The 25,676-nt window shown below is 67.8% G+C and carries 28 protein-coding genes and 5 pseudogenes; 18 read left to right on the top strand and 15 right to left on the bottom strand.

The genetic code is table 11. From position 1 onward, the window contains the following. Nucleotides 1-938 precede the first annotated feature (938 nt). Both OHT21_RS32070 and OHT21_RS32065 read right to left on the bottom strand, forming a co-directional pair. A pseudogene (locus OHT21_RS32070) lies at nucleotides 939-2,492 on the bottom strand (SulP family inorganic anion transporter); the annotation flags it as partial. Between the two features lie 161 nt (nucleotides 2,493-2,653). Beyond that, nucleotides 2,654-3,268: a carbonic anhydrase gene (locus OHT21_RS32065; RefSeq protein WP_328771759.1), complete on the bottom strand. Its 615-nt coding sequence runs from the start codon at nucleotides 3,266-3,268 to the stop codon at nucleotides 2,654-2,656. Between the two features lie 302 nt (nucleotides 3,269-3,570). Here OHT21_RS32065 and OHT21_RS32060 point away from each other — a divergent pair, with 302 nt between their 5' ends. The 5 genes from OHT21_RS32060 (at nucleotide 3,571) to OHT21_RS32040 (ending at nucleotide 7,757) form a co-directional block, all read left to right on the top strand. After that, entirely contained in the window at nucleotides 3,571-4,542 is a 972-nt protein-coding gene (locus OHT21_RS32060) for a response regulator transcription factor (protein ID WP_328771758.1), read from the top strand. Continuing rightward, the gene (locus tag OHT21_RS32055; RefSeq protein ID WP_328771757.1) at nucleotides 4,539-6,053 is read left to right on the top strand and encodes a sensor histidine kinase; all 1,515 of its coding nucleotides are present in this window, start codon (nucleotides 4,539-4,541) and stop codon (nucleotides 6,051-6,053) included. The genes OHT21_RS32060 and OHT21_RS32055 overlap by 4 nt, the downstream gene beginning before the upstream one ends. A 43-nt stretch (nucleotides 6,054-6,096) precedes the next feature. Next, nucleotides 6,097-6,432, top strand: coding sequence for a hypothetical protein (locus OHT21_RS32050; protein ID WP_328771756.1), 336 nt, complete (start codon nucleotides 6,097-6,099; stop codon nucleotides 6,430-6,432). A gap of 218 nt (nucleotides 6,433-6,650) precedes the next feature. Beyond that, nucleotides 6,651-7,109: an LAETG motif-containing sortase-dependent surface protein gene (locus OHT21_RS32045; RefSeq protein ID WP_328771755.1), complete on the top strand. Its 459-nt coding sequence runs from the start codon at nucleotides 6,651-6,653 to the stop codon at nucleotides 7,107-7,109. A 27-nt stretch (nucleotides 7,110-7,136) separates the two neighbouring features. Continuing rightward, on the top strand, nucleotides 7,137-7,757 hold the full coding sequence (locus OHT21_RS32040) for a DUF6461 domain-containing protein (RefSeq protein WP_328771754.1): 621 nt from the start codon (nucleotides 7,137-7,139) through the stop codon (nucleotides 7,755-7,757). 57 nt (nucleotides 7,758-7,814) lie between these two features. On the opposite strand, the gene OHT21_RS32035 is transcribed toward OHT21_RS32040, so the two are convergent. Together OHT21_RS32035 and OHT21_RS32030 are read right to left on the bottom strand one after the other, a co-directional pair. Further along, nucleotides 7,815-8,090: a hypothetical protein gene (locus OHT21_RS32035; protein ID WP_328771753.1), complete on the bottom strand. Its 276-nt coding sequence runs from the start codon at nucleotides 8,088-8,090 to the stop codon at nucleotides 7,815-7,817. 173 nt (nucleotides 8,091-8,263) lie between these two features. Then, nucleotides 8,264-9,193, bottom strand: a complete 930-nt coding sequence (locus OHT21_RS32030) for an AraC family transcriptional regulator (protein ID WP_328771752.1) — start codon at nucleotides 9,191-9,193, stop codon at nucleotides 8,264-8,266. Between the two features lie 143 nt (nucleotides 9,194-9,336). Here OHT21_RS32030 and OHT21_RS32025 point away from each other — a divergent pair. Continuing rightward, nucleotides 9,337-10,088 (top strand): annotated as a pseudogene (locus OHT21_RS32025) (SDR family NAD(P)-dependent oxidoreductase). 36 nt (nucleotides 10,089-10,124) lie between these two features. Further along, nucleotides 10,125-10,515, top strand: a pseudogene (locus tag OHT21_RS32020) (amidase family protein); the annotation flags it as partial. A gap of 266 nt (nucleotides 10,516-10,781) precedes the next feature. Here OHT21_RS32020 and OHT21_RS32015 read toward each other — a convergent pair. From OHT21_RS32015 to OHT21_RS31980, 8 genes and pseudogenes are all read right to left on the bottom strand, one after another. Further along, entirely contained in the window at nucleotides 10,782-11,624 is an 843-nt protein-coding gene (locus OHT21_RS32015) for an alpha/beta fold hydrolase (protein ID WP_328771750.1), read from the bottom strand. A gap of 137 nt (nucleotides 11,625-11,761) precedes the next feature. Next, nucleotides 11,762-13,069: a glutaminase gene (locus OHT21_RS32010; protein ID WP_328771749.1), complete on the bottom strand. Its 1,308-nt coding sequence runs from the start codon at nucleotides 13,067-13,069 to the stop codon at nucleotides 11,762-11,764. A gap of 23 nt (nucleotides 13,070-13,092) precedes the next feature. Then, nucleotides 13,093-13,305, bottom strand: a pseudogene (locus OHT21_RS32005) (alpha/beta fold hydrolase); the annotation flags it as partial. Nucleotides 13,306-13,538: 233 nt separating this feature from the next. Beyond that, nucleotides 13,539-13,763 carry a (4Fe-4S)-binding protein gene (locus tag OHT21_RS32000; protein WP_328771748.1) on the bottom strand — a complete coding sequence of 75 codons (225 nt, stop codon included), beginning with the start codon at nucleotides 13,761-13,763 and terminating at the stop codon, nucleotides 13,539-13,541. Nucleotides 13,764-13,792: 29 nt separating this feature from the next. Then, on the bottom strand, nucleotides 13,793-14,101 hold the full coding sequence (locus OHT21_RS31995) for a GNAT family N-acetyltransferase (protein WP_328771747.1): 309 nt from the start codon (nucleotides 14,099-14,101) through the stop codon (nucleotides 13,793-13,795). Between the two features lie 308 nt (nucleotides 14,102-14,409). Then, entirely contained in the window at nucleotides 14,410-15,072 is a 663-nt protein-coding gene (locus tag OHT21_RS31990) for a hydrolase (protein WP_328771746.1), read from the bottom strand. A gap of 43 nt (nucleotides 15,073-15,115) precedes the next feature. After that, nucleotides 15,116-15,331 carry a hypothetical protein gene (locus OHT21_RS31985; RefSeq protein WP_328771745.1) on the bottom strand — a complete coding sequence of 72 codons (216 nt, stop codon included), beginning with the start codon at nucleotides 15,329-15,331 and terminating at the stop codon, nucleotides 15,116-15,118. Beyond that, entirely contained in the window at nucleotides 15,294-15,440 is a 147-nt protein-coding gene (locus OHT21_RS31980; protein WP_328771744.1) for a hypothetical protein, read from the bottom strand. Before OHT21_RS31980 ends, OHT21_RS31985 begins: the two co-directional genes overlap by 38 nt. Nucleotides 15,441-15,615: 175 nt before the next feature. On the opposite strand from OHT21_RS31980, the gene OHT21_RS31975 reads away from it, so the two are divergent. Then, a complete protein-coding gene (locus tag OHT21_RS31975; protein ID WP_328771743.1) occupies nucleotides 15,616-16,545 on the top strand; it encodes a LysR family transcriptional regulator in 930 nt (309 codons plus the stop codon). 362 nt (nucleotides 16,546-16,907) lie between these two features. Here OHT21_RS31975 and OHT21_RS31970 read toward each other — a convergent pair whose 3' ends face one another. The 3 genes from OHT21_RS31970 to OHT21_RS31960 are packed head-to-tail and all read right to left on the bottom strand — an operon-like array spanning nucleotide 16,908 to nucleotide 18,453. After that, on the bottom strand, nucleotides 16,908-17,438 hold the full coding sequence (locus OHT21_RS31970) for a GNAT family N-acetyltransferase (protein ID WP_328771742.1): 531 nt from the start codon (nucleotides 17,436-17,438) through the stop codon (nucleotides 16,908-16,910). Next, complete coding sequence (locus OHT21_RS31965) at nucleotides 17,423-18,031, bottom strand: hypothetical protein (RefSeq protein WP_328771741.1); 609 nt, start codon at nucleotides 18,029-18,031, stop codon at nucleotides 17,423-17,425. The genes OHT21_RS31970 and OHT21_RS31965 overlap by 16 nt, the downstream gene beginning before the upstream one ends. Before the next feature lie 47 nt (nucleotides 18,032-18,078). Continuing rightward, the gene (locus tag OHT21_RS31960; protein ID WP_328771740.1) at nucleotides 18,079-18,453 is read right to left on the bottom strand and encodes a helix-turn-helix domain-containing protein; all 375 of its coding nucleotides are present in this window, start codon (nucleotides 18,451-18,453) and stop codon (nucleotides 18,079-18,081) included. Nucleotides 18,454-18,702: 249 nt separating this feature from the next. Here OHT21_RS31960 and OHT21_RS31955 point away from each other — a divergent pair. From OHT21_RS31955 to OHT21_RS31910, 10 genes and pseudogenes are all read left to right on the top strand, one after another. Further along, nucleotides 18,703-19,020, top strand: a pseudogene (locus OHT21_RS31955) (ATP-binding protein); the annotation flags it as partial. Nucleotides 19,021-19,290: 270 nt separating this feature from the next. Continuing rightward, complete coding sequence (locus tag OHT21_RS31950; RefSeq protein WP_328774298.1) at nucleotides 19,291-20,316, top strand: radical SAM protein; 1,026 nt, start codon at nucleotides 19,291-19,293, stop codon at nucleotides 20,314-20,316. Then, nucleotides 20,313-20,960 (top strand): dTMP kinase, encoded by a 648-nt coding sequence (locus OHT21_RS31945; RefSeq protein WP_328771739.1) that lies wholly within the window; start codon nucleotides 20,313-20,315, stop codon nucleotides 20,958-20,960. Before OHT21_RS31950 ends, OHT21_RS31945 begins: the two co-directional genes overlap by 4 nt. After that, nucleotides 20,944-21,450 carry a hypothetical protein gene (locus OHT21_RS31940; RefSeq protein ID WP_328771738.1) on the top strand — a complete coding sequence of 169 codons (507 nt, stop codon included), beginning with the start codon at nucleotides 20,944-20,946 and terminating at the stop codon, nucleotides 21,448-21,450. The genes OHT21_RS31945 and OHT21_RS31940 overlap by 17 nt, the downstream gene beginning before the upstream one ends. Next, nucleotides 21,447-22,238 (top strand): STM4013/SEN3800 family hydrolase, encoded by a 792-nt coding sequence (locus tag OHT21_RS31935; RefSeq protein ID WP_328771737.1) that lies wholly within the window; start codon nucleotides 21,447-21,449, stop codon nucleotides 22,236-22,238. The genes OHT21_RS31940 and OHT21_RS31935 overlap by 4 nt, the downstream gene beginning before the upstream one ends. Nucleotides 22,239-22,259: 21 nt before the next feature. Then, nucleotides 22,260-22,694: an NUDIX hydrolase gene (locus tag OHT21_RS31930; protein ID WP_328771736.1), complete on the top strand. Its 435-nt coding sequence runs from the start codon at nucleotides 22,260-22,262 to the stop codon at nucleotides 22,692-22,694. Between the two features lie 354 nt (nucleotides 22,695-23,048). Continuing rightward, a complete protein-coding gene (locus OHT21_RS31925) occupies nucleotides 23,049-23,648 on the top strand; it encodes a sulfite oxidase-like oxidoreductase (protein ID WP_328771735.1) in 600 nt (199 codons plus the stop codon). After that, nucleotides 23,618-24,382: a ferredoxin reductase gene (locus tag OHT21_RS31920; protein ID WP_328771734.1), complete on the top strand. Its 765-nt coding sequence runs from the start codon at nucleotides 23,618-23,620 to the stop codon at nucleotides 24,380-24,382. Before OHT21_RS31925 ends, OHT21_RS31920 begins: the two co-directional genes overlap by 31 nt. A gap of 1 nt (nucleotide 24,383) precedes the next feature. Beyond that, nucleotides 24,384-24,665: a DUF6510 family protein gene (locus OHT21_RS31915; RefSeq protein ID WP_328771733.1), complete on the top strand. Its 282-nt coding sequence runs from the start codon at nucleotides 24,384-24,386 to the stop codon at nucleotides 24,663-24,665. Between the two features lie 66 nt (nucleotides 24,666-24,731). Then, on the top strand, nucleotides 24,732-25,337 hold the full coding sequence (locus tag OHT21_RS31910; protein ID WP_328771732.1) for a GOLPH3/VPS74 family protein: 606 nt from the start codon (nucleotides 24,732-24,734) through the stop codon (nucleotides 25,335-25,337). Nucleotides 25,338-25,676: the final 339 nt, after the last annotated feature.

Genomic DNA, 25,676 nt, shown 5'->3' with positions numbered 1-25,676 from the left:
TAACGTTCGCAGATCCACCTGCCTGCGCGCAGGTGCCCTGCACCGCACTGGATGCGCGCACCGGGTCGGGGCCCCGGGAGGGGCCCCGACCCAGTCCGCTTTCCAGGCGCCCACAGCCTTCCGGACGGAGCCCTTCCTCAGCCCCGGTCGGCCGTTGACCGGCCGCGGCGGAACAGGGGCATGACGGGCGGTGAGGGCGTGCCCGGCATCGGCTCCGTGTCCAGGTAGAACCACTCCGCTGTCGGGCCGGGGACGGGGGCCGGATCGGCGGAACGGTCGGCGGTGGCTCGGTCATGGGGTGGATTGGTGAGCCGGTCGGCGTCCTGGGCCCGGTCCGTGGTCCAGGAGCGGTCGGTGTCCCATGCCTGGCCGGTGTTCCACGCCTGGTCGGAGTCCCAGGGCGCAGGCCCGTCCAGAGTCGGGCTCGTGTCCCGGCCGGAGGTGGCGTCCCAAGCCGAGCCCGTGGACGCGTCGGTGTTCCACGCCTGGCCGGGGTCCCGGGGCCCGGTCCCGCTGTCGCGAGCCGGGTTCGTTTCCCCGCCGGGGGCGGCGCCCCAAGCCGAGCCCGTGGACCCGTCCGCTTCCCCGCCGGGGGCGGCGTCCCAAGCCGAGCCCGTGGACCCGTCCGCTTCCCGAGCGGAGCCGAGAGAAGAGTCCGGATCCCACGTCCGGTTCGCTCCCCCGTCGAGTGCCGCATCCTGGGCTGCCCGACCGACGGAGTCGGACGCTTCCCAGGCCCGGCTCGTACCCCCTTCCCAGGCCGGACTCGCCGCCCTGGACGCACCTCCCGCTCGGGCGAAGCCGAGAGCGGGGGAAGGTGTCGAGGCCTCGTTCCATCCCTGGTCCGCTTCCCCGTCGACGGCGGCAGAAGGGACCGAGGCCAGGACCCGCTCCCCTTCCGCATCCGCCCCCTGTGCGGATGCGGAAGGGGATGCCCCGGCGCCGGCCGTCACGTCCGACTCCGGCGACGGCGACGGCTTCGCGCCCGCCCCGGCAGCCCCCGCACCCGTGACCCCCGGCCCCGGCATGAGCAGTTCCACCCGCAACCCCGCCCCCCGCTGCTGCGCGACGAACTCGTCGATCTGGCTGCGGCAGGCGTGGTCCAGGTGGGTCACGCCCGTGAGGTCGAGGCGGATGCGGGGCTTACCGGAGGCGGCCGCGGACTCGAGGGCGTCGATCAGGCGCGGCAGGCGCAGGAATGTGGCGTTGCCCGCCATGACGACCTTCGCCGTGTCGTTGTCGATGTGCTGCCGGACGACCGTCTGCGACATCCGCAGCGCCGCCAGGATCACACCGGCCGCGAGGCCGATCAGTACGCCCTCCAGGAGCGCCGTGGCGACGATGACCAGCGTCGTGGTGGTCATCACCGCGAACTCGCCCCGGTCCTGCCGCCACATCTTCGGGAACTCCTCGGGCGCGAACAGCTTCCACCCGCTGTGGACGAGGACACCCGCGAGCACCGAGATCGGGATCAGCGCGAGCACCTGCGGCAGCAGCAGCGCGAAGGCGAGCAGCCACAAGCCGTGCAGCGTACGGGAGAGCCGGGTCTTGGCCCCGGCCTGCACATTGGCCGAGCTACGGGCCACGACCGCCGTGATGGGCAGCGCCCCGAGGACGCCGGCCACCGTGTTCCCGGCGCCCTGGGCGATGAGTTCGGTGTTGTAGCGGGTACGGGGACCGTTGTGCATCCGGTCCACGGCCGCCGCGGTGAACAGGCTCTCCGCCGAGGCGATGACCGTGAAGGTGAGGATCGCGGTGATGATCCCGGCGTTGGCGAGGCCGGCGAACTGCTCCGGCCCCGGCACCTGGACGGAAGCCAGCAGGTTGCCCACCTGGAGCGTCTTCACGTTCACTCCCGGCAGCGAGGCCACCCCGATACCGATGCCCACGGCCACCAGCGCCGCCGGGACCTTCTTCACCGGGCCCGGCATCTTCTTCCACACGAAGCTGAGCACGATCGTCACGATGCCGAGCAGCGCCGCGATCCCCGCCTGGGGATTCGCCAGGGTGTCCACAACCAGGCCGGGGACACCGGCAATGTTCTCGATCGGCATGCCGGGAGCCTTGGCGTCGGCCATCGGGTACGCCTGGCTGAACATCAGCGGCAGTCCGATCCCGGCGAGCATCCCCTGCACGACCGCCAGCGAGATCGCCTGGAACATACGGCCCAGCCGGACCGCCCCCAGCACGATCTGCAGGATCCCGGAGAAGAGAACGATCACGCCGAGCATGGCGACGCCGAACTCCATCACCGTCTCCGCGACCAGCGCCGCGAGCCCGGCGGCCGGCCCGCTGACCTGGAGCGTGCTGCCCCGGGCCGCCCCGACCACCAGCCCGCCGATGACCCCGGAGATGATCCCCAGCTCGGCAGGCACCCCGGACGCCACGGCCACCCCGATACACAGCGGCAACGCGACGAGGAACACGACGAGCGAGGCGGTGATCTCGGTGGCGAAGTCGACGCGACCGCCGCTGCCGCTCTCCTTGCGCAGGTTGGCAGGACCGGCAGATCCTTCCTCGGTACTTCGGGAGCCCGGAGGAGTCCGAGGGCTCTGACTGCGAGGGCTCAGCGGCCGCTCCATCGTGACCGTCGACGACGAGGCCCCCGCCGATCCCGTCCCGCGTCCGCGCGCCCGCCGCGCATGCTGCCCGCTCATGACGCGTGCACCCGGAACAGACCGTCCTCGTCCAGCTCATGGACCTGGCCGGTGTCGATCTCGTAGTACCAGCCGTGCAGCCGAAGCCGCCCGGCATCGAGGAGTTGACGGGCCGTCGGGTACTCGCGCAGGGCAGCCAACTGATTGCGCACGTTCATCTGGACGACGTCCCGCAGAGCCGGATCCTCGGGCTCGACGGCGTTCCCGAGCAGCGAGGTGAGTCCCGGCCGGGCGAGGTCGAGCCAGGCGTCCACCCGCGGCAGCGCGGACAGATCCGCGCCGTGCTTCAGCGCCCCCATGGCGCCGCAGTGGGAATGACCACACACCACGACGTCCTGAACGCCGAGCACCTCCAGTGCGTACTCGATGGTGGCGGCCTCGCCGGAGGCCGCTCCGTGCTCATCGTGCGGCGGCACGATATTGCCCGCATTGCGCAGCTCGAATATCTCGCCGGGCCTTGCTCCGGTGATCAGAGCGGGTATCACCCGCGAGTCCGAGCAGGTGATGAACAGGGCTTCAGGGAATTGCCCCTCGGCCAGCTTCCGGTATTCACCGCTCTCGAAATCGACCCGACGCTTGAACGACCGGGCGCGATCCAGCAACGCCTTCATGCTTCCTCCCTCAAACCTACCGAGAAACCTGTCTGACCAGGTCTTATGCACCGTAGAGGAGGTCCGACCAGAGAAAGGTTAAGGGGACACTAAGACAACACCAGGTTTGCCACATATTTCAGCCAGGCACCCCACCGAAGCCGCCGGAACCAGTCGAATCGGACAGATACAAGCGCTTACTGAGCGCCTTTTCACAAAGCCCGCATTCATGGGACACGCACATGAGTCCTCTTGTAGCGTGGCGACCCCACAGCACGGGATTCGTGTTGTCCGGATTCATGTTTCATGGAGAGACAGGACGCATGGGCGTACGAGTGCTGCTCATCGAGGACGACGAGACGATCGCCGAACCGCTGACCGAGGGCCTGCGCCACTTCGGGCTGACGGTCAGCCATGTCGCCACCGGCGCCGACGGGTTGAGAGGGCCGCACGGCGATGTCGTCCTGCTCGACCTGGGCCTGCCCGACCTGGACGGCATCGACGTCTGCCGCGGCATCCGCCAGACCTCCGACGTCCCCATCATCATCCTCAGCGCGCGCGGCGAGGAGGCCGACCGCGTACTGGGCCTGGAACTCGGCGCGGACGACTACCTGGCGAAACCGTTCAGCATCCGCGAACTCGTCGCCCGCATCCGCGCCGTGACGCGACGGCTGCACCGCACGGGGCCGGGGACGGGGACGCCGGGAGACGCAACTCCCGCGGCTGGTACGTACGTTGGTCCCGCAGCCGGTACGTACACGCCTGATCCGTACGCAGCCCAGTCGGCGACGTACGATCCGAACGCGTACGAACCTGCCGCCCCGTACGAAACTGCCGTCCCCGCCGCTTACGACCGTGGCGCCTACGAACCGCCCAGGTACGAGCAGTCCCCGCCCGAACCCGGCGAGCCGGCGGGTGACGCCCGGGCGCCCGGACCGCTTGTGGTGGACCGGCGGACGCGGCAGGTCTGGGTGGGCGAGGTGCCGGTGCCGCTCACGCCCAAGGAGTTCGAGCTGCTGGCGCTGCTCGCCGAGGACCCCGGCGCGGTGTACTCGCGGCAGCAGATCCTCAACCGGGTCTGGGACACGCACTATCAGGGCCCGACCAAGACCCTGGACGTACATGTCGCCACCCTGCGCCGCAAGTTGGGCGACACGGCGTGGATCCAGACCCTGCGCGGGGTGGGGTTCCGGCTCGCCGTACGGACCGCGGGGCAGCCGACCGGCCGGGAGCGCGGCGGCCAGGGCGACGCCCCCGACAGCCCAGGCACCTCCGAGGAGGCCGCGGTGTCATGACCCGCCGTCTGCTGCTGACCTACCTCAGCCTCGCCACCTTCGTCCTGCTGTGCCTGGAGATCCCGCTGGGGATCGTCTACTCGCGGGCCGAGCGGGAACGGATCGTCAACTCCGCCGTCGACGAGGCCGAGTCGGTGGCCGCGTTCGCCGCGCTGTCCCTCTCGGCCGGGCGGAAGGGCGAGCTCGACAAGCGGGTCGTCCACTGCGCCGAGCGTATCGGCGGACAGGTGGTCGTCCTCGACGCGGACGGCGATCTGTTGGCCGCCTCGCATCCGCTGTCCGATGCGGAGGAACGCGAACTTCCGTCGCGTACCGAAGTGGCCGCCGCACTCGACGGCACGGCCACCAGCGATGTCCGTACGTCCACCATGGGCGGCGTGCAGTACCTGTCCGTCGCCGCCCCGGTCGTCGCGCCCGGCGGGCCTCAGGCAGCGGGCGACGAGCGGGCGCGGGGCGCGGTGCGGATCACGCTGCCCACGGAGATGGTCGCCGACCGGGTCGGCCGGGTGTGGCTGCTGCTGGCGTTCACCGGATGCTCGGCGCTGACCGCCGTCGCCGCGCTGGCCTTCGCGTTCGCCCGGTGGGCCGGGCGTCCCATCCGTCAACTCGAGGAGGCCACACACCAGTTGGCCGACGGAGGCCAGGCGACTCCGGTGGCGGTCACCTCCGGTCCGCCGGAAATACGCAGCCTGGCGGCGGCCTTCAACCGGACCGCCGCCCGCCTCGAACACCTCCTGGCCTCGCAACGCGCCTTCGCCGGCGAGGCCTCGCACCAGCTGAAGACCCCGCTCGCGGCCCTGCGGCTACGGCTGGAGAACCTGGAGCCCGACACGTCGCAGCGCGCGAGGGGCAGCCTCGCCGCCGCCGTGACCGAGACGGACCGGCTGTCGCGGATGGTCGAGGGACTGCTGGCGATGGCCCGCCTCGAGGACAGCGCGGCGGCTCCGGGCCCGGTCGACGTGGGCGAGATCTGCGCGGAGCGGCACCGGACGTGGGCGCCGTTGTTCGCGCGGCACGATGTCTCGCTCGTACTGTTCGCGGGCAGCGTGGGCAAGGTGCTCGCGATTCCGGGAGCGGCGGAGCAGATCCTGGACAACCTGCTCTCCAACGCCCTGCGGCACTCACCGTCCGGCAGCACCGTGTCGATGGAGCTCCGCCTCTCGGCACCCGCCCGCCGGCATCCCCTGCACCATCTCCACCACCTCCGCGACACCCGCGCGTCCTGGGTCGACCTGCACGTCACGGACGAGGGCCCCGGCATGAGCCCCGAACAGCGAAGCCGCGCCTTCGACCGCTTCTGGCGCGCCCCCGGAGCCCCCAAGGGCGGCACCGGCCTGGGCCTCTCCCTGGTCCAGCGCCTCGCCCATGCCAGCGGCGGCGAGGCAACCCTGCACGCGGCGGCCACCGGCGGCCTGGACGCGGTGGTCCGTCTCCCATCTGCGCAATCGCACGAGCCGCTGGCCGAAAAACCCGGGCCCCGCCGCCGCGAGGCCCCGGCGCTGCCCGCCTGACGTAACCTGGCGCCGACGACTCGGGCGGAGGTGCCGGACGTACATGCGCGAGACCGATCCGCACATCCACGTCGAGGAGAAGGTGGCGCAGGCCGGCGCCGCCTACCGCAACACGATCGCGTCGACGCTTGGCCGCGTGCCCGACGCGCCGAGCGTCGTCACCACCGGTTGCGCACGCCGGGTGCCGTACGCGATGACCTCTCCCCACCCGGAACGCGTCACCTGCCTGGCCTGCCGGGAACACGCCCACCGGGAGCACCTGCGCTTCGCCGACCAGGTCGAACGCCTGAGCCGGATGCCCGGCGCGATCATCACCGGCGACCAGGCGGCCGAGGCCGCGCAGTGGCACCGGGACCTGGCGAGAAGGTTCTCCGGCTGATTCTCGGGTTGAACGCGGCGGTGTTCGCACGCCCCGCGCTTTACAAAGCCCCGCCCCATGAGCGGAGAGTTACCCTCCAGTCACGTCACGTTCGCATCACGGGTCCTTCATATCGCCTCTACATCGACAGCCCCTCAATACGTTGATCACCTCAAATCCGCTCGATGGCCACTTCGTGATCACGCGTACGGATATCCGCACATATCTGGGGGCTCTCCATGAACCTGTTCCGCAGACCTGCCGCCGTGGCCGTCGCCGCCCTGGCGCTGGCCGCCCTGCCGACCACCGCCGTGGCCCATGACGGCGACCACCCGTTCAAGAACTGCCCCGAGGCGTACGAGAACGGGTACTCCAACATCCGCGAGGGCGACGAGCACTACGGCGGCCACCTCGACCGCGACAAGGACGGCGTCGGCTGCGACAAGCCGCCTGCGGGCTTCGTCCCGGCCGAGGACACGAACACCGGCGGCGAAGACGAGAGCACCGGAGACGAGGACGCGGGCGCCGGAGCCGACGAGTCCAACGGAACGGACGACACCGCGGGCGACCAGGGCACCGACCTGGCCGCGACGGGCGGCAGCAGCGCGACCCCCTACCTCGCGGGCGGCGGCGCGGCCGTCCTGCTCGCCGGGGGTGGCGTACTGCTGGCGGCCCGCAAGCGCCGTACGACCCGCTGACCTGTGGTCGCCTGACAGGATGACGGAATGACGGACGGACTCCGCTGGGTGGCCGAGGCGTACGACTTCGGTTACAGCCTCATCTTCTGCGAGGACCTCGCACCAGAGGAGGTACTCGTACGACTCGGTGCCTGGCGAGAGTCCGTCCTCTTCCCGCTGACACGACAGCAGGCCCAGGAGATCGAGGTCCGCAACTCGGCGGACGAGCCCTACGACCTCGACTTCCTGGAGGATTTGGACGTGGAGGCGGTGGAGGAGCGGGGGTTCCTCCAGCGTTACGCCGACGCCATCGTGCGAGCCGGGTCAATCGAGGGGTGGGCCTTCGCCATCCAGGCCTCCACCTCGTACGTCTGCGCCCGGGACTACCTTCCCGTACTCTCCCGGGGCACCCGCGTCATCGCCGTCAGCAGGGACATAAACGCCGTGCAGCGCGTGGAGTACGCGGTCGACGGCAGCGTCCTGTCCTCTTTCGATCCCGGGATGAACCCCGCCCACAACGACGGCGCTGATCCGTCGGCGTTCCCCTGGCCGTCGTCGGTTTCGGACTCAAGGCAGGTACTGGAGCACCTGGAAACCGAATTCGACCTGTGGGTACCCAAGGCCTCCGAGAACCAGCTGCTGCTGGCTGCGGCCTTGTCGACCCGGTGATGATTTTGCGGTGCCGCCACCGACCACTACCGGTCACGGACCGACCATGCACTCCAACTACTCGATCTCGAAAACTGAGAACGCATCAGCCTGCGGGTGGGGAGCCTGCGGAGTGCGGCGGCCCAGATCGGCGACGAACCACTGCACGAGAGTGACGGCGAGATGGACGGCACCTTCTACGAACACCGGACCCCGCGCCTCACTTGACGAAAGAACCGCTATCTCAACCTCGGCCAGGGCGCTGCTCACCCACGCTTCGTCCGCCAGCCGCGCCAGCAGCCACGCCCGCAGCGCGGCCGATTCCGCCTCGTGGTGGGCGATCGACAGAAGCACGCGGGTATAGAGGGCCTGTCGGCCCGCGCTCAGGCGCCGCCAGCTCACCGCGTTCTAGCACTACAGTCGCGTCTATGACGCGTGTCCGCGTCGCTGGTAGTGGTGTCGGCGGGCGGTGTGCTGGTGTCTTCGTCGCCAGCGTGAGCGGCGCAGCTGAGCACAGGACGCCTCCTTCAGCTTCCGTTCGCGGCCGAGCGCGGTGGTTGCCGTGCCTGGTTCCGGAACTGTGCGGGCGATGAGCCGACCACGCGGCGGAACGCGGTGCTGAACGCGCTCTCGGACAGGTAGCCCGTGGCCCGTGTGAGCTCGGAGATCGACAGAGTGTCGCGGGCGAGGGCGTCGCGGGCGAGGCTCATGCGCCATTGGATCAGGTACTCCAGAGGCGGGACCCCGACGTGGATCTTGAAGGCCTGGGCGAACGCGGAACGCGACATGTGGCTGATCTCGGCGAGCTCCTTGAGGCTCCAGGAGTGGGCCACGTCCGCGTGCACGGCGCGCAGGGCGGCCCCGATGCCGTCCTCGTTCAGGGCGCCCAGCCAGCCTGTGGGCCGGTCTGTTTGACCGGCGTGAGCACGCAGCATGTGCACGAGCAGGATCTGCGCGAGGTGGTTCTGCACCAGCGGGCCGCCGGCGGCGGCGACCCCGGCCTCGGTGGCCAGGAGATCGATCAGCTGCGCGAGTCGCCCGCCATGAGGATCGCCCACGCGGACGATCACGAGCGGCGGCAGAAGATCGGTCAGGAGGGCCGCGTTCCTGTCGTCGAACGCGATGTGCCCGACGCAGAGGTAGAGGTCCTCCTCGGACTCCGGGCCGATCCACACGAACCCGTCCTCGGCACCCGCCCACACCTGCTCCGCAGAGCGCGGGCTCGCGTCGAGCGTGCTGGCCAGCACGTAGGGCGGCGGGTTGCCCAGCATGAAGGTGTCACCCTCCTGCAGGAGTACCGGCTCGTGCCCTTCGAGGATCAACCAGCACGTGCCGCGCACGAGGCCCCCGATCCGCACGTGCAAGAACGTGTCGAAGCGCAAAGCCCACTCTCCCGCGGCCAGGAGACTGGGCCCGATCACCGTGCGGGGCCGGAGCAGGCCGATCGCGTCAGCCACTGGATCCCGAAATCCGAGCACCGACGACACCTCCTGGACGATACGTAAAGGATGCCGGACTCTGCATTATGGATAGCATCCCCGATCTCCCGCAGTATCGATGTCGAACGGATCGGCATCGAGAGAGCGATGGAGACATCCAGATGGGACAGTTGGAAGGCAAGACGTCGGTGGTCACCGGGGGCAGCACCGGTATCGGTCTGGCCACCGCCGTACGGCTGGCGGACGAGGGCGCGCACGTGTTCGTCACCGGCCGACGCCAGGCCGAACTGGAGGCCGCCGTCAAGACCATCGGAACGGACCGGCCACCGCGGTCGTCGGCGACATCGCGAAGCCGGAGGACCTGGACCGGCTCCACGAGGCGGTCCGGGCGCGAGGCCAGAATTTGGACGTGCTCGTGGCGAACGCGGCGATCGGTTCGTTCATGACGCTGGAACAGACCACCGAGGAGCACTTCGACCAGACCTTCGCAGTCAACACCCGAGGCACGCTGTTCACCGTGCAGAAGGCGTTGCCACTGCTCAACGACGGAGCCTCGATCGTCCTGGTCGGTTCGACGGCCGCTGACCGCGGAATGGAGGCGTTCGGCGCGTACGCGGCGTCGAAGGCGGCCGTCCAGTCCTTCGCGCGGACGTGGTCCACCGAGCTCAAGGGCCGTGGCATCCGGGTCAACGTCGTCTCGCCGGCATGGATCGAGACTCCCGGGGGCACCGCCGCCTTCGGCGACGAGGAGACCGCCCGCGCCATCAAGGAGCAGGTCGCCGCGACCGTGCCCAAGGGCCGCATGGGCCAGCCCGAGGAGGCCGCCGCAGTCGTGGCCTTCCTGGCCTCGGAACAGAGCAGCTACGTCGTCGGCGCGAACGTCTACGTCGACGGTGGCGAGAACCAGACCTGAGGCACCACACGGTGGGTGGCATCTGAAGCGTCCCAGCTTCCATGCCGCTTCCGACGCGCCGACCTCGCGACGTTCGGGCGTACCGCGACACCGGAGATGGCCTGCAGCAGCACGACGCAGTGCTGTACGGCGCGACCCGCAACCCGTGGGACCCGCAGCGCAGAGCGCGTGGGTCCAGCGGGGGCGCGGGCGCTGCCGTCGTAGCCGGAGTGGTCCCGATCGCAGACGCCGCCGCCGGTTCGATCCGCGTCCCCGCCGCCTACAACGGCCTCTTCGGGCTGAAGCCCACCCGCGGCCGGGTCTCCGCAGGCCCCGACTTCGACGAGGTCTTCAACGGCCTGGCCGTACAAGTCGGCGTCAGCCGCACGGTACGTGACAGTGCGGCGCTGCTCGACGGATGTGTGGCCGGGAACCGGGCGACCCCTACGAGGGCGACCTCGCAGACGAGGGTCGGTGGGGCAGCGTCCAGCAGTGGCAGGTGCTGGGCAATGTTGTGGTGGTTTGCCGCCGGAAAGCGTGTCGACGAGTGGGTCCCGTGACGGTCGAAGATCAGGCATCCGTTGCGTTTATGGACCCTGAGGGGCGTATGTGGCGACTCAGCATCAGTTCGGCGTCACATACGCCCCTCGTCGGCGGCGATGACGCGGTTCCGCGTCATGAGTAGCCGTCAGGGGAAGCGCAAGTCATCCACCGTCACTTCGAGAGGAAGTCGCGGAGCGCGGTGTTGACCTCGTCGGCGTGGGTCCAGAGCAGGCCGTGCGGCGCTCCTTCGACCTCGACGTAGTCGGCCTCGGGGAGTGCCTTGTGGAATCGGCGCCCAGTGGCGTCGATCGGGAGGATGTTGTCCTTTGTACCGTGCAGGATCAGTGCGGGCTTGCCGCTCGCGCGGACCGCCTCGACGTCGGCGCGGAAGTCCTCGATCCATGCCGGTACCACAGCGTACGCAGCCACCGGAGCGCTGCGGATCGCGACGTTCCAGCTACCGGTCACGACCTCCTCGCTGATACGCGTGCCGAGGTTCTCGTCGAGGTTGTAGAAGTCCGCGTAGAACTGCTTGAACCAGGCGTACCGATCCGCCTTCGCGGTCGCGGCGATGCCGTCGAAGACCTCCTGCGGCACCCCGCCGGGGTTGTCGTCGCGGGCGACGAGAAACGGCTCGAGCGAGGCGAGGAAGGCGAGCTTCGCGACACGCTCATGACCGTAGCGACTCACGTAGCGGGCGAGTTCCCCGGTGCCCATTGAGAAACCGACAAGGACGACATCCTGCAGGTCGAGGGTCTCAAGAACCGTGTTCAGGTCAGCGGCGAAGGTGTCGTAGTCGTAACCGGAGTTCACCTTCGACGACTGGCCGAAGCCCCGACGGTCATAGGTGATGACCCGATAGCCCTGGGCCAGCAGCTCGCGCGTCTGACGCTCCCAGCTGTGCCCGTTCAGTGGGTAGCCGTGGATCAGGACGACCGGCTGCCCAGAACCCTGATCCTCGTAGTAGAGCTCGACCGGCGTACTGTTCTCCGTGCCGACGGTGATGTAACCCATGATTTCTTCCCCTTCTGGCCGACGAAACGAACGCCGGCCGGCATCTGCATGTGGAAACTGTGTGTTATCGGAGGTGGGTCAGAGGTTTCGCGGCTCCGCATCGGCCTGCGGTGGGGCGCGAATCTCACCATGCGCGTTCAACCGATCTGACCTCCTCCCGCGGTCGCCGTGTGCGAGTCAGCGTGATCGACGTCGTCTACGACTGTGACTCGGCCACCATCGCCGGGATCGGGATCGGGCATGATCGATTCTGGGTCGACGAGGTAGACCTCGTGACCATTCAGCGTCAGCCGGCGTGCGACCTCCAGCAGCACGCGCCGTGCCACGTCGTCGATCGAGTAGACCCTTGTCAGGTCCAAAGCCACCCTGACGTCCGAAGGCGAAATGTCCTCGGCTTCCTGAACAACTCTCTCGGCTCCGGCAAAGCCGATGCCACCTTGCAGTTGCAGGACCCGGAGCGCGTTCGGTCCGCTGCCAACGACATGGTGGGACCGCACGACGGCACGCGCAGCGGCGGGGACCTCCATCACATGCAGACCCATGTCGGAAGAGAATCGTTCGAACAGTGAAATCCCGCGAACGCTGTTCCCGTGACTATCCAGTCGTGGTGAGAAAGTGGCAATGCCGATCTGCCCGGGAAGCGCGCCGATCAGGCCCCCGGCCACCCCGCTCTTTGCCGGAATACCGACCTGGGTCGCCCAGTCACCAGCGGCGTCATACATTCCACAGCTGAACATGACGCTCAGCACCTGACGCACCACCGGTTCCGGCACCACCTGCTCACCCGAGAGAGGGTTTATCCCACGGTTGGCCAACGTCGCGGCCATCATGGCCAGATCTCGCGTGGTGACGAGCACGGAACACTGGCGGGTATAGCCGTCCACGATGGGCCTGGGATCCTCGGTGAGGACGTTGTGACTGCGGAGCATGTGCGCAATGGCGAGGTTGCGGTGCGCGTTCTCCATCTCTGACGCACATACCGCCTCATCCATCCTCAGTCGACGACCGGCGAACGCCGAGAGGCCGTGGAGCACACGTTCCACACGCTCTGCCGGATTCAGGTCCTCCGCGCCGGTCAGTGAGTGTACGGTGATCGCGCCGGCGTTGATCATGGGATTAAGAGGGCGCCCGGTATCACTTTCGAGAGAGATCTCGTTGAACGCCTCTCCGGACGGCTCGACACCGACTTTGGCGAGCACAGGGTCGAATCCGCGATCAGACAGGGCCAACGCATATGCGAACGGCTTGGAGATCGATTGGACTGTGAACTCGATATCGATGTCACCGGCACCATAGACCTCTCCGCCAATCATGGCAAAGGCCGCCCCGAGGCGCTCGGGGTCCGCTGCTGCGAGCTCAGGAATGTATCCCGCCAGCTCTCCGGACGTGTCCGACTCCACATCTCCCACTACCTCGGCCAAATAGTCGGGAATGATTGACCGCATTCGTCCTCCATGCATAACTGCAACCCGGAGTTCACCTTTGACGACTTGCCGAATCCCCGACGGTCGTAGGTGATGGCACAGTATCCGGCGGCTAGGAGATTTCGCGTCTGGCGTTCCCAGCTGTGACCGTTCAGTGGATATCAGTGGATGAGGATGACGGGCTGAACCACATCCTGATCCTCGTAGTAGAGCTCGACCGGCGTGCTGTTTTCATTCCCTACGGTGATGTACCCCATTTACTCCTCCCTTCTTGAGTCGCTGTGGGCGTCGAGGCCCGGAGAATCGGATCCCCTGGTTCCGTGCCTGCTCTTGGACTGGCGTCGAAGACGGCTCTACCCGCAACCACACAGAATGACCCTGGTCTCCGCGCGCGGGCCTGCCGCCGTGGCCATGCTCAACTTGTCGCGCGCCACCAACTGCCCGACGGAGTTGCGCGTGATCTGCGTGGGCCGGTCCGGGTCTCCGCCCCTCAGTCCACGAGTTCGTACTGCAGCGCACCCGAGGGACAGCGCCGCACCACTTCGGCCAGGCGCTCGGCCTCGGCGCCGTCCGGCCGGATCCACGGGCGCTCACCCGGGGCGAAGACCTCCGGCAAACCGTGGACGCATTCGGCGGCGTGCAGGCAGCGCCTGGCCTCGAAGGTCACGGTGATCGACTTGCCCTTGTACGCCTTCTTCTCGGTTTCGTTGCTCATACCGCCTCCGTCGCTGCCATGCCCGGTGTTCAGTCGCTGACGCTGCTGCGGGACTGATACAGCAGGTCCTGGTACTCGGGGTGCCGGGCGATCCACCCCGCGAAGAACGGACAGGTCGCCAGCACCCGCAGGTTCGCGGCGCGCGCCTCGTCGAGGGCGGTGCGCGCCAGCGCCGCCCCAACCCCCCTGCCCTCGTACTCCGGCGAGACCTCGGTATGCACGAACGCGACGAGTTCCGTCGTACGGATGTAATCCGCGATGCCCGCGACCTTGGACTCTCCCTCGGCCCGGGCTTCGTACCGCTTGGCTTCGGGAACGTCACTCACTTCCACTGCCACGTGTCCTCCATGTGCCTTCCGCGTGGGCCTTGCTTCACGCTGAACCCAGTCCAGTTGATGAATCGATTTTGTCTACTTCGCAAGCGTGGCCACACCGACTTACCGCAATTTCAGCGCCCCACCCTGAAGTTTGCGCTCATAGGAGGCCGGGAGCACAGCACCAGGTCCGGGTCCTTGCTGGCCACGGAGCTTCTGCGGCGCTTGTCTTCGTGGTGTGCGGTCGCCGACCGCTCGTTGACACACGGGGAGGCGGTCTGGCGCCCACTGCCGTGGGCGCCAGACCGCCTCCGGCGCAGCAGCCGCCCGCGCTACGCACCAGCACCATCGGTGGTGGGTGTGGCCAGCAGCTGCAGCTCCCAGGTGAGCGCGATCCCGCTGGCGCCACCGTGGTCGAAGAGGACCGGCCCGAGCGCCTCGGCCGTTGACTCGCGAGCCCAGTCGCGCTGCCACTCGCTGGCCACGGCCATCCAGGTGATGGGTACCACGCCGGCCTGCACCATGCGACGCACCGCCATGTCGTGCGCCTCGGCGGTGACCCCGCCGCTGGCGTCCGTGACGACGAAGACGTCGTACCCCTCACCCAGCGCCTGGAGGGCGGGCATGGCGACGCAGACCTCCGTCCACAGCCCGGCAATGATCAGCTTCTTGCGCCCCGTGTTCTCCACGACATCGACGACGTGACGGTCTTGCCAGGTGTTGATTAACGTGCGGTTGATCGGCTTCTGGTCCGGGAAGACGTCTTGGAGGCCCTTGATGAGGTAGCCGCCGCGTCCTTCTATCACCGTCGTCAGCACCGTAGGGACGTCGAACACCTTCGCGGCCTTGGCCAGGCCGACGACGTTGTTGACGATCATGGTTGATTCGTGGCTGTTGAGATTGGTGAACTGGAAGGGCTGGTGGTCGATGAGCACCAGGACGCTCTCCTCGGGGGTGAGCAGTGCTTCGAGTCCGGCCTTTGCGGTGCGCGTCACGATGTTCCTTCTGTGTGATGGGTTGAACGGTCGATGGTGAGAGTCAGCGCTGTTCGGGTGATGCCATCCGGTAGACGAACTGGCCGAGCCCGGACTGGGCGATCGCGAAGATCGGGTCGGCCAGGCCCTCCTGAGTGGCGGCCATGCTCAGGCCGCCCAGGCGGACCGCGTCGTATCCGGCGACAAGACCGAACTGCCTGACAGTGCGCTGGGCTTCGTCGTCACCGGACCACAGGTTGCCCGGCCGTCTCCGAGGCACCGACGTCGCCGCCTGCACGCCCCAGCCGCGTCACCTGGTGCCCGGCACGTTCCCACAGGTCGGCCAACCCGCCGCCGATGTCGCCTCGTTGGATCACGGCGATGCTCACGCTTCTCTCCTTGCCAGGCTGATGTGCGATGGAGGCCGGTCACGTCAACCGAGACCGGATCCGACCAGACTCGACGGGACAGGTTGGAACGTCTCCCGTGGCGTGAAACGACGCTACGGCGGCCATCCGGCGGGAGTCCAAGACTTGTCCGGACGCCGGGCGATAGGATTCGTCTATGGATGTCAGCCCCCGCGTCCTCCGCTACTTCATGGCCGTAGCCGAGGAACTCCACTTCGGCCGCGCAGCCATGCGTCTCTACATCTCCCAGCCGTCCCTGAGTCATCAGATCCGCAAGCTTGAGGAGACCCTCGAAACCCCGCTCTTCGTGCGTTCGAGCCGTCGGGTGCAGCTCACCGCCGCGGGCCGGACGCTGGCTCACGAGGCACCAATCGCGCTGGCCGCGCTGGAACAAGCCGTGCAGCTCACCCGGCGGGCCGGGTCAGGCATTGCGACGACGATTCGGGTGGGCTATACGCCGGTCACGAGCTTCGGCACGCTCACGGTGCTTCTGGATGCTCTCCAGGAAGACCACCCCGACTTCACGATCGACCCTCGAGAGTTCTACAGCGCCGAGATTCCCGAACGGCTCTGTGCCGGCGACCTGGACATCGGTCTCGCCCTCTCACCGCAGCCGCTCGACGGGGTGAATGGCGAGATTCTCCGTGAAGAGCCCGTTTCCGCGCTCCTCAGCACTCACCACCGCCTCGCTGCCGCACCGACGATCCCGGTGAAGGACCTCCGCGACGAGACGCTGCAGCTGTTCCCTCGCCGTCTCGCCCCGGCGTACTACGACAGCATCGTCGCCGCGTGCCACGAAGCAGGCTTCTCACCCGAGATCTGCGCGTTCGAGGATCCGCCAGTAAACGCCATGCTCGCCAGGCTCTCCAGCAGACGCGAGGTCGGCTTAGCCCCTACATCGTTCGCTGAGCACGCCGCGAAGGCCAGCACCGGCATCGTTCGTCGCGATGTGGTCGATCCGTCGATCGTGGCAGAACTCTCGGTGCTGTGGCCCGCGAACGATCCGTCGCCCGCCATTGCGAGCGTCCTCGCCACCGCCCGACGATGCGCTGAACACAATGGATGGCTACGCAGCCCCATCACATAGCGCGTGAAGCTGCGGCCCGCAGCCTCGATCACCGAATCGCTCCGCCCCACAGTCACGGGCGGTCGTTCGACCCCGTCGCCTGCGTCGCGTAGCCGGCGAGGTCGCCAACCAGGGTCTTCGAACTTGAGCCGTGCGTCGTCCTGAGCGGCTGGCTGTCTGTCACGTTGGGTGAGGGCCAGAGGTGGCCCCGGCAGCAGGACGCCCGTGGTCCTGCATCCGGGGCCGACAACCACCCCACCCATCACGGACCGTGACGTCCAGTAGCGCACACACCAGACGCACACCGCTCAAGTTCGAAGACCCGCGAAAAGCGTGAAAACTATCCGGGGAAGTGTTCACGCTTTCACCGGCCCCGAGCACGTTCAGCCCCGAAGGTTCCTGATCATCACCGCGTACACCGGCGAATCGGCGAACGGCTGTTGCTCACCAACCTGGCGGTATCCCCAAGTCTCGTACAGGGACTGCACCTTGGGATGAGTCACGTCGACCAGCAGCACAGCAAGGTCTTCCGCGCGTTCCTTGAGCAGAGCTTCATGAAGCCGCTCGGAAATTCCCTGCTTCCGCCATTGCGGGCGAACCATCACCTCGGACACGGCGTAGGTGGAGGTGTAGCCGTCGCTCGGCTCGTAGCCCGTGGGACGCCACCATTCGCGACCAGGCGTGAGCGGAGCCCCATACGCGAACCCGGCCGGTTCGTCTCCCTCGTAGGCGACAACGCACGAGAAGCCTTCCATCGCTGACCAGTGGTCGACGAACCATGGAAAACGCTGGTGGAAGGGGTCGTCCATCTGGTCGGCGTACGCATCGGCGTGCACATCGACCAGCATTTGCTTGAAGCCCTCGGGGAGGTCCCCCTGGTGGAAGTGACGTAGGTCGATCACACCCGACTCCATTCAGCTCGCATACGGTCTGCCCACTCGCGCGCGTAGACGGTCGACGGGGCCAGCGCGAACAGGTCCCGGTGGAAATCACCGATCAGCGTCCGCATCCGGCCTGGCAACGGAGCATCGTCCATGATCGTGAAGACATGGGCGGCTGTTGTTGTGGCCTGTTCGACATCTCCCTGGTGGAGCTGCGCGTGGGCGAGTTGTGCAGTGGCCAGGGCCCTGTTGCGGCGGAAAGTGCGTGGAATTTTGGCCAGAGCTCGATGCGCCATGGCTTCGGCATGGCTGAAACTTCCGCTGTGGTGATGAACGATGGCAGCGAGGTGGTCCAGTTCGGCGGGGCCGTAGAACGCCGTCCACCGGGGACGCTCGCGCTCTGTGGCCTTGGTGAACGTCTCCTGGGCGAAGCCGAGCGACCGCCGAGCAGCCTGGCGGTCGCCGAGCACCGCGTAGGCGAGGCCAGCGCGGACCCGCCCCAATGAATCGAAGAAAGCGTCCCGTCTGGCTGCCGAAGAAGCTTGGGCTGCCTGGGCTGCCGCAAGCGCTTCGGGCCAGTTCCTGCGCTGATACGCGAGCATCGAGAGATTGACCCATACTCGCATTTCCGTTGGCCCGTCCTGTGAAAGGCCGGCGTACGTTGTGGACTCGTTCAGATATTTTTGCGCCTGGTCAAGATTGCGAACATCGATGCACGAGAAGGCCGCAATGGTCGTGTAGCGGTGCCCGTGGCCGAGGTGATGAAGGTACGACGCCGCACTGGGTCCTCCTGCGGGTGTTGCATGGTGCGTGGTGCGGTGAACCCTAATTCCTCGACAGGGCAGCCGAACACTAGCTCCAGAGCCGCGCACGTGCGTCCGATGGGGCGGCGCGATTCTCCGCTGAGCAGGTTGCGGATCGTACGGGCGGAGACGTCACCGGGCCTTCCGGTGATCTCTGCCAGCGCAGTGTTCATCCGAGCAGCCAACTCATCTTGTGTGAGCCCGAGTTCGCGCATCCGGCTCTTGAGCACGTCATTCGCTCCCATGGCACGGACCGTAGCGCTGCGGTCACAGGTCGAGCCAGACCCCAAGTCACGGAACGGCAAAGTCTTCCGGTCCGGTGCGACCAGCCGCAGGGGTTCCCTTCCTGTTCCCTTTCACCTCGCGGTCGTTCACTGGTCAGCAGCCACCGAGCGGACCTCTCGAGAGAAGGCCCCGCTCGGTGCACGAAGGAAAACCCGTCCCTGTCTGCTCCGCCTGGGCCGGGCGTCCACACCGGAGGGAAATCCGTGACCATGACAGCCGCAAGTCCGAACGCGATCGGTGCGCCTGGCTACACCGAGACACTGCCGTGCGCGCCCGAGTCGGCATCTCGCGCCCGGCTCCTCGTCTCGGCCGCACTGAGGGCTTGGGGCATAGAGGAGCTGGTCGAAGACTCCACGCTGATCGTTTCGGAGCTGCTGGCGAACACCATCGACCACACCAACTGTCGGACGGCGCGCGTCCTGGTGCAGCGCCGACCCAGCGGGGTCGTACGCATCGGCGTGGCCGACAAGTCCTCGGGCCTGCCGGAAATGCGCACCCCCGGCGCCGAGGCCGCGGAGGGCCGCGGCCTCCTTCTGGTCGACGCGTTGAGCTGGAGATGGGGATACGACCGACACCACGGACAAGGTCGTTTGGGCCGAACTGCGGGTGCCCGCCGGCCGAACACTGAACCCATAAGCCTCCGAAACGCGACGATCCCGCGCTGGCGTTGTGCGACGAGTTCTGCACGGACTCAAGAACGGGCGCAGGGCGAGGGGCACACCTCTGCGCCTGCTCCCCACCCATCGAGGAACAAACTCCTGTCAGGGCCCTTGGGCCCCTTCCCTTGGGAGGTACCTGTGCACACTGCTCAGGCCCCGCTTTCCGCACCCCCGGTCGACTGGACCGCGCTACAGAACTTCGCCGCCCTTCGGGGGCAGTTGCGCGTCTCCTTCGGGCCCGCCTGCAACCTGCTGTGCTGGTTCTGCCACAACGAAGGCGATGTTCCACCCCCGCGGACCCGAGAGGACCGCAATCAGCAGCCGCGCAGGCGCTCGTTGTGCGCGGCGCACTACGTCACCGTGATCACCGCGCTCATGGATGCCGGGCTGCGCCGCGTCTACTTCACGGGAGGAGAGCCCCTCGTCTCCCGTTTGGCCCGCCCCGTACTGGAACAGCTCCCCGAGGCAGATGCCGACGCCTCGTACACGCTGATCACCAACGGCCTGCTCGTACAGGCAAATCAGGAGTGGCTGGCCCGTTCCCCGTTGGACAAGGTGAAGGTCAGCCTCCACTACTTCTCCGACGAGTCACTACGAGCCATCGCCAAGACACGCATCGGAATCAACGCTGTCCTCGACGGCGTCGAGGCGGCACGCGACACATTCGAACGCGTTGAGCTGAACACCCTGCTCCAGAGGGAGAACGCGCACGAGATCCGGGACATCCTGCACTTCGCCCTGGACCGCAGGATGCCGATCCAGTTCATCGAGCTCGTGGGAACGGACTTCAACGAAGATCGCGCATCCTCTGCCATTTCGGCCGACGAGATCGTGAGCTATCTCCGCACGCTGACCACCAACGAGCACACAGAGGTGGCCGGTGTCGGCCAAGGGCGCCGCGTGTTCCGGGTCGACGGTGTGGAGATCGACGTCATCCACCGCAATCTCGGCCGCCACCACGTCGGCCAATGCGGCACGTGCCCCGTCCGAGCCAAGTGCGTCGAAGGCTTCTGGGCGCTGCGCTTCGACCACTCCGGCGGCCTCCAGCCGTGTCTTCTGCGCGAGGACCTGCGCCTGGATCTCAAGGCACTCCTGGCCGATCCCGAGCGCCTGGCCGAGGCCGTCGCCGGACACGTCACATCGTTCACCGAAGGGACGCTGTGAAACTCCCTCTCCCCTACCAGCCCGCGTCCTTCGACGAGCCCGGCCTACCGCTGATCGTCCTCGAAGGCGTCTCGGGCATCGGCAAGTCGACACTGGCCAAAGTCCTCGCCGAGCGACTGAACGGCGCCTGTACCCACACGCTCCCCGTGCCGCACTCCGACTGGTCCCAGCCGGTGAACACCCAACTGCGGGCGCTTCCCCAGTTCGCGTTCTACCTCTCCGGCGTCCTGCACTGCTCCGACTCGATCCGCCGGACACGGCAGATCACCCCGGTGATCGCCGATCGGTACGTGTCGTCGGTGATCGCCTGCCACGCTGCCGTGCACGGGGTGAACGTCGAAACGGTCAACAAATTGCTCGCACCCTTCCGCCCCTACCTGGACGCACCGACGCACACCTTCTACCTCCGCTGCTCGGAATCCTCCCTGCGTCAGCGGCTCGCAAGCAAGCGCGACTTGAAGGACGACGACATCGCCTTGCTTCGCACGCCCGGACGGCTTGCCCACCTCCTCGACAACTTCGAAGCGGTCGCCAGCACCGATCCCACGGCCGTCCTGCTCGACACCAACGGGAAATCACCAGACGACCTGGCCGACTGGATCATCGACCATCTCGGTGAGGGACCAAGTGCTCAACTCCATTGACACTGAAGCGGTTATCCGCGACGGCGGCGCCGTGGGCACATACCCCGGCGAGATCCACAAGGCCGTGGCGTGGTGGCTCGGGGCCTGTCTCGTCGTCACACAGAAGGCCCGCAGGATCGTGGTGGCGCACGACGGACACCCTCTCACCCCCGAGTTCGCGCAGCGGTTCTGCAGAGGCGCCATCAACGCCCAGCATTACGCGTGCAACGTCCGCTTCATCGGCCACCAGACCGAGGAACATCTGCTGAGGACCCTCGCGTGCTTCAACGGCGTACCCGGCGCGATGGTCAGGGCAAGCGGAGTTGCCGAGGCGCCCACCGTGCACATCAAGCTCTTCAACAGCCACGGCATCCTTCTGGACGACACCAACGGTCTCGCCGGGATCCGCCGTCTGATCGCGGAAGACCGCGTCCCCATCCCAGTGAACGCGAAGGCCAAGGGGACGATCGAGCCATGGCACGACCAGTTCACCGAGGGAGGACGATCGTGATCGACGCAGCCGAGATCATCGGGTCCGGCACGAGCATCCTCTTCGTCACCCTCGACTCCCTCCGCTACGACGTTGCCAGGACCGCCCTGGACGTCGGGCTCACGCCGGGCCTGAAGAGTCTCCTGCCCAGCGGAGGATGGGAGCTGCGGCACACTCCTGGCAGCTTCACGCTCCCGGCTCACTTCGCGTTCTTCAGCGGCTTCCTCCCCAAGGTGCCACGACCAGAGCAGCCTCCACGGTTGTGGGAGTGCCGCCCGCCCGCCTTCAAAAAGGTGGCCGAGGAGACCTTCGTCTTCGACGCTCCCAATCTCCTCGAAGGGCTTCGGCAGCACGGGTACCTCACCGCGTGCGTGGGCGGGGTGACGTACTTCTCCCGTGAGACGCCACTCGGTTCGGTGTTGCCGAACCTCTTCGACGAAGACCACTGGCGGCCCGAGTTCTGCTCACCCGAGCCGGACTCGACCCGACACCAGGTCGACCAGGCTCTCGAAGTCGCTGAACGCTACGACCGACGCCCTCTGTACCTGTTCGTCAATGTCTCGGCCACGCACGTGCCGCACGGCCACTACATCGCCGAGAGCCGCGACACCCCGGCCTCTCAGAAGGCTGCACTCTCCTACGCCGACGCCCACCTCGCCTGCTTGATCACGACCCTTACGGCCAGAAAACGGTGGTTGGTCATCATGTGCGCCGACCACGGTGACGCATACGGCGAAGACGGTTACCACGGCCGAGGGATCGCGCACCCCGTCGTCATGAACGTGCCGTTCGCCGCCTGGGTGAACTGATCCTCGCTACGCTCGCGTGGCATGAGTGACGACATCCAGAGCCGCGGGCCCACCCGCGATGCCTCAGTGGTGGTGGCCCGCGACTCGGACGGCCTCGTAGCCCTCCTGAGCGCGCACTTTCCCCGGCACGATGGTGAGTTCCTCTTCCTTCCCGGCGGACGCAGAGAAGACGGGGAAAGTCCCGAGCAGTGCGCTCGCCGGGAGCTTCTGGAAGAGGCCGGCATCACCGCTGTGGTCTGGAGGTCCCTCGGCTCCTACGCCATCACGCTCGACTCGGCCGCACGCGTGCATCTCTTCGAGGCCACCTCACTCACCTGCGGCCCACAGCAACTCACCTCTGCCGAGGCGGACTTCAAGCTGTCCTGGTGGCCCATGGTCGACGCCGTCAAGGCGGCCGTACAAGGCCGATTCCTGCTCCCGGCCGGTCCTTTGGCCCTGCTGCTCGCAAGCGAATGAGCCTTGTGCAGGCGTCGGCCGGACACGGTAGGGAAGCCCCTGCCTACGGTTGCCCCTTCTTCGTGCCGGTCTCGCAGCTACTCGGCCGTGGCCATCTGCGCGGCGAACTGCTGGTACGGGACGGCATGGTGCATGGCTGCGTCGCGCACGGTCGATCGCCGCCGAAGTGGGCCGCTGCATCACCGTGCGGACCATCGAGGTATCCGGCCGGCCACAACCTTGGGTCAGAGGCCACAGGCGTTGCCTCGGGCGGCACGGCGCCACGACATGTGTTTTCCGCTCACGTCTCCCACAATGGAGATGTCGTCCCCGGGATCGTCGGCGTCGTGTCCCTCTGACGGAATGGGGAGGTCCATGGGAATCGTTTCGCGGGGCTTTCACAGCCGGGCGCGCCCAGCGGATGTGAAGCTGCCTCCCGGGCAATATCTGACCGAGGACTTTCCGGTGCTGTCGGCCGGTCCCACGCCGAGCATCGCACGGGAGGAGTGGGAGTTCACCATCACGACCGAAAGCGGTACGCGCCACCGCTGGTCGTGGCGGGAGCTGCTGGCGTTGCCGAGCGAGCGGCCGACAGTGGACCTGCACTGCGTGACCAAGTGGTCGAAGCTGGGCACCGGCTGGGAAGGGGTGTCGCTGGACACGCTGTTCGCCGATGTGGAGACGGCGGCCGAGTTCGCGCTGGTCCACTCCTACGGTGACTACACGACGAACATCCCGCTGGAAGACCTGCTGGGCGGCGAGGCGTGGATCGCCTACCAGTACGAGGGGGAGGACCTCGCTCCGGTGCACGGCGGCCCGGCCCGGCTGCTGGTGCCGCATCTGTATCTGTGGAAGTCGGCCAAGTGGGTGCGCGGGATGCGGCTGCTGACCGAGGACGAGCCGGGGTTCTGGGAGAGCCTCGGCTACCACGACTACGGTGACCCGTGGCGCGAGCAGCGGTACCAGGGCGACTGAAAGCGCCCCTGACCTGGCAGGCCGCCCGGCTGGTCGGTCTGCGCGACGAGACGCCTTCGGCCCGCACGCTGGTCTTCGACGTGCCCGGCTGGTCCGGACACCTGGCCGGCCAGCACGTGGATGTGCGGCTGACGGCCGAGGACGGCTACAGCACCCAGCGCAGCTATTCGCTGACCTCGGCACCCGACGGCGACCGGTTCGAGCTGACGGTGCAGCGCGCGCCCGACGGAGAGGTCTCGCCGTACCTGGCCGATGTGATGGAGATCGGTGACCTGGTGGAGATCCGGGGCCCGGTGGGTGGCTGGTTCGTCTGGCGCCCGGCAGACATCCGGCCGGTGCTGCTGGTGGGCGGCGGATCGGGGATCGCGCCGCTGATGGCCATGATCCGCACGCGCCGCAGCCTCGGCAGCCGCACCCCCTTCCGGCTGATCTACTCGGTCCGCACCCCCGAGGACGGGTACTACGCCTCCGAACTGCGCACCCCGCAGCCCGGTGACGGCGGCCTGGAGGTCACCCACCTCTACACCCGGCACACGCCTGAGGGGTGGCCGAGACCCGCCAAGCGCCTGCAACTCGCGGACCTGCAGGCCCACGGCTGGCCACCGGAGTTCGAGCCGGTCTGCTTCGTCTGCGGGCCGACCGGCTTCGTCGAGACCGCCGCGGCCCAGCTGGTGGCGCTGGGCCACGACCCGCGCCGGATCAGAACCGAACGCTTCGGCCCCACGGGAGACTGACATGGACCGACAGGACACCACGGATTACGAGGACGGCAACGCGCTCGCCGGCCCTCTGGGCGAACTGTTCACCGCGGACGTCACCGCAGCCTCCGGGCGCTGCGCCGGCTGCGGGCGCACCGCTGTCGTCGCCGACCTGCGCGTGTACGCGCACGCCCCGGGCCTGGTGGCCCGCTGCCCGAGCTGCGACACGGTGATCCTGCGACTCGTACGGGCCCCCGACGCCGCATGGCTGGACCTGCGCGGCACGGTCTACATGCGCGTCCCGCTACCGCCCGCATGAGGCCACCGCCCGCGGCAGCGGCCAGCGGCAGCCCCGATTGCTCCTCGAGGTGAGACGGAGTCATTCATGACCACACCGCGGGACCTGTTGATCACCGCCATGGACTTGACGGCCAGCCATCCTCCGGAACAAGGCGATCTGTCCCTTGCGCTCGCGGGAGCCGAGCTGATCGACCTCCTGGAGGCCCGGGCCATCACACTGGACGGTGACCACATCGTGCCGAGCGACCGGCGAGCCACAGCTGATCAGGAATTGGATGAGGCCGCGTCGTCACTTGCGCGACAACCGCCGTACGAGTCGGTCGGCGACTGGCTGTGGCGCAGAGGCCGCGGCCTGTCCGCGGCCTATCTGACCGCCCTCGAAGCGGAAGGCCGGCTCACTCGGCGACGCCGCCCCTGGATGATCTTCCAGCCCGCTCACCTGGTGCTGGTGGATTCGCCCGCACGCCGCCGGGCGGCGAACCGCTGGGCATCGGAGGAGCCCGTCCTCACAGCCCTCGCGGCGGCCGTCGGGATCGGCGACAAGCCGACGAGAGAGTCACCGAGCGTGGCCGACGATGCCGTGGCGACAGTGCTCGCCGCCGTCCATGACGCGGTAAGGAGCCTGGAAGCCGAACGGCAGCGGCGAGCCCTCGACGAGGCGGCCTTCGACAACATTTGGCGGGGCGAGTAAAGACCGCACGCGCGGTGGCATGGTCGCCGCGTTCACCCTACGGCGCCTTTCGCCCGCCGGACCTGGCTCCCGCGTCAGCAAGCCGGCATCACCGCTGTGGCCTGGAGACCCCTCGGCTCCTACGCCATCACGCTCGACTCGGCCGCACGCGTGCACCTCTTCGAGGCCACCTCACTCACCTGCAGCCCACAGCAACTCACCCCTGCCGAGGCGGACTTCAAGCTGTCCTGGCGGCCCATGGCCGACGCCGTCAAGGCGGCCGTACAAGGCCGGTTCCTGCTCCCGGCCGGTCCTCCGGCCCTGCTGCTCGCAAGCGACAGGGCGTCGCACCAGCACCCA

This window comes from Streptomyces sp. NBC_00286 (assembly GCF_036173125.1).
GTDB lineage: Bacteria > Actinomycetota > Actinomycetes > Streptomycetales > Streptomycetaceae > Streptomyces.
The sequence above is the reverse complement of the archived record's forward strand: the minus strand, read 5'-3'. Positions and strand labels throughout refer to the sequence as shown.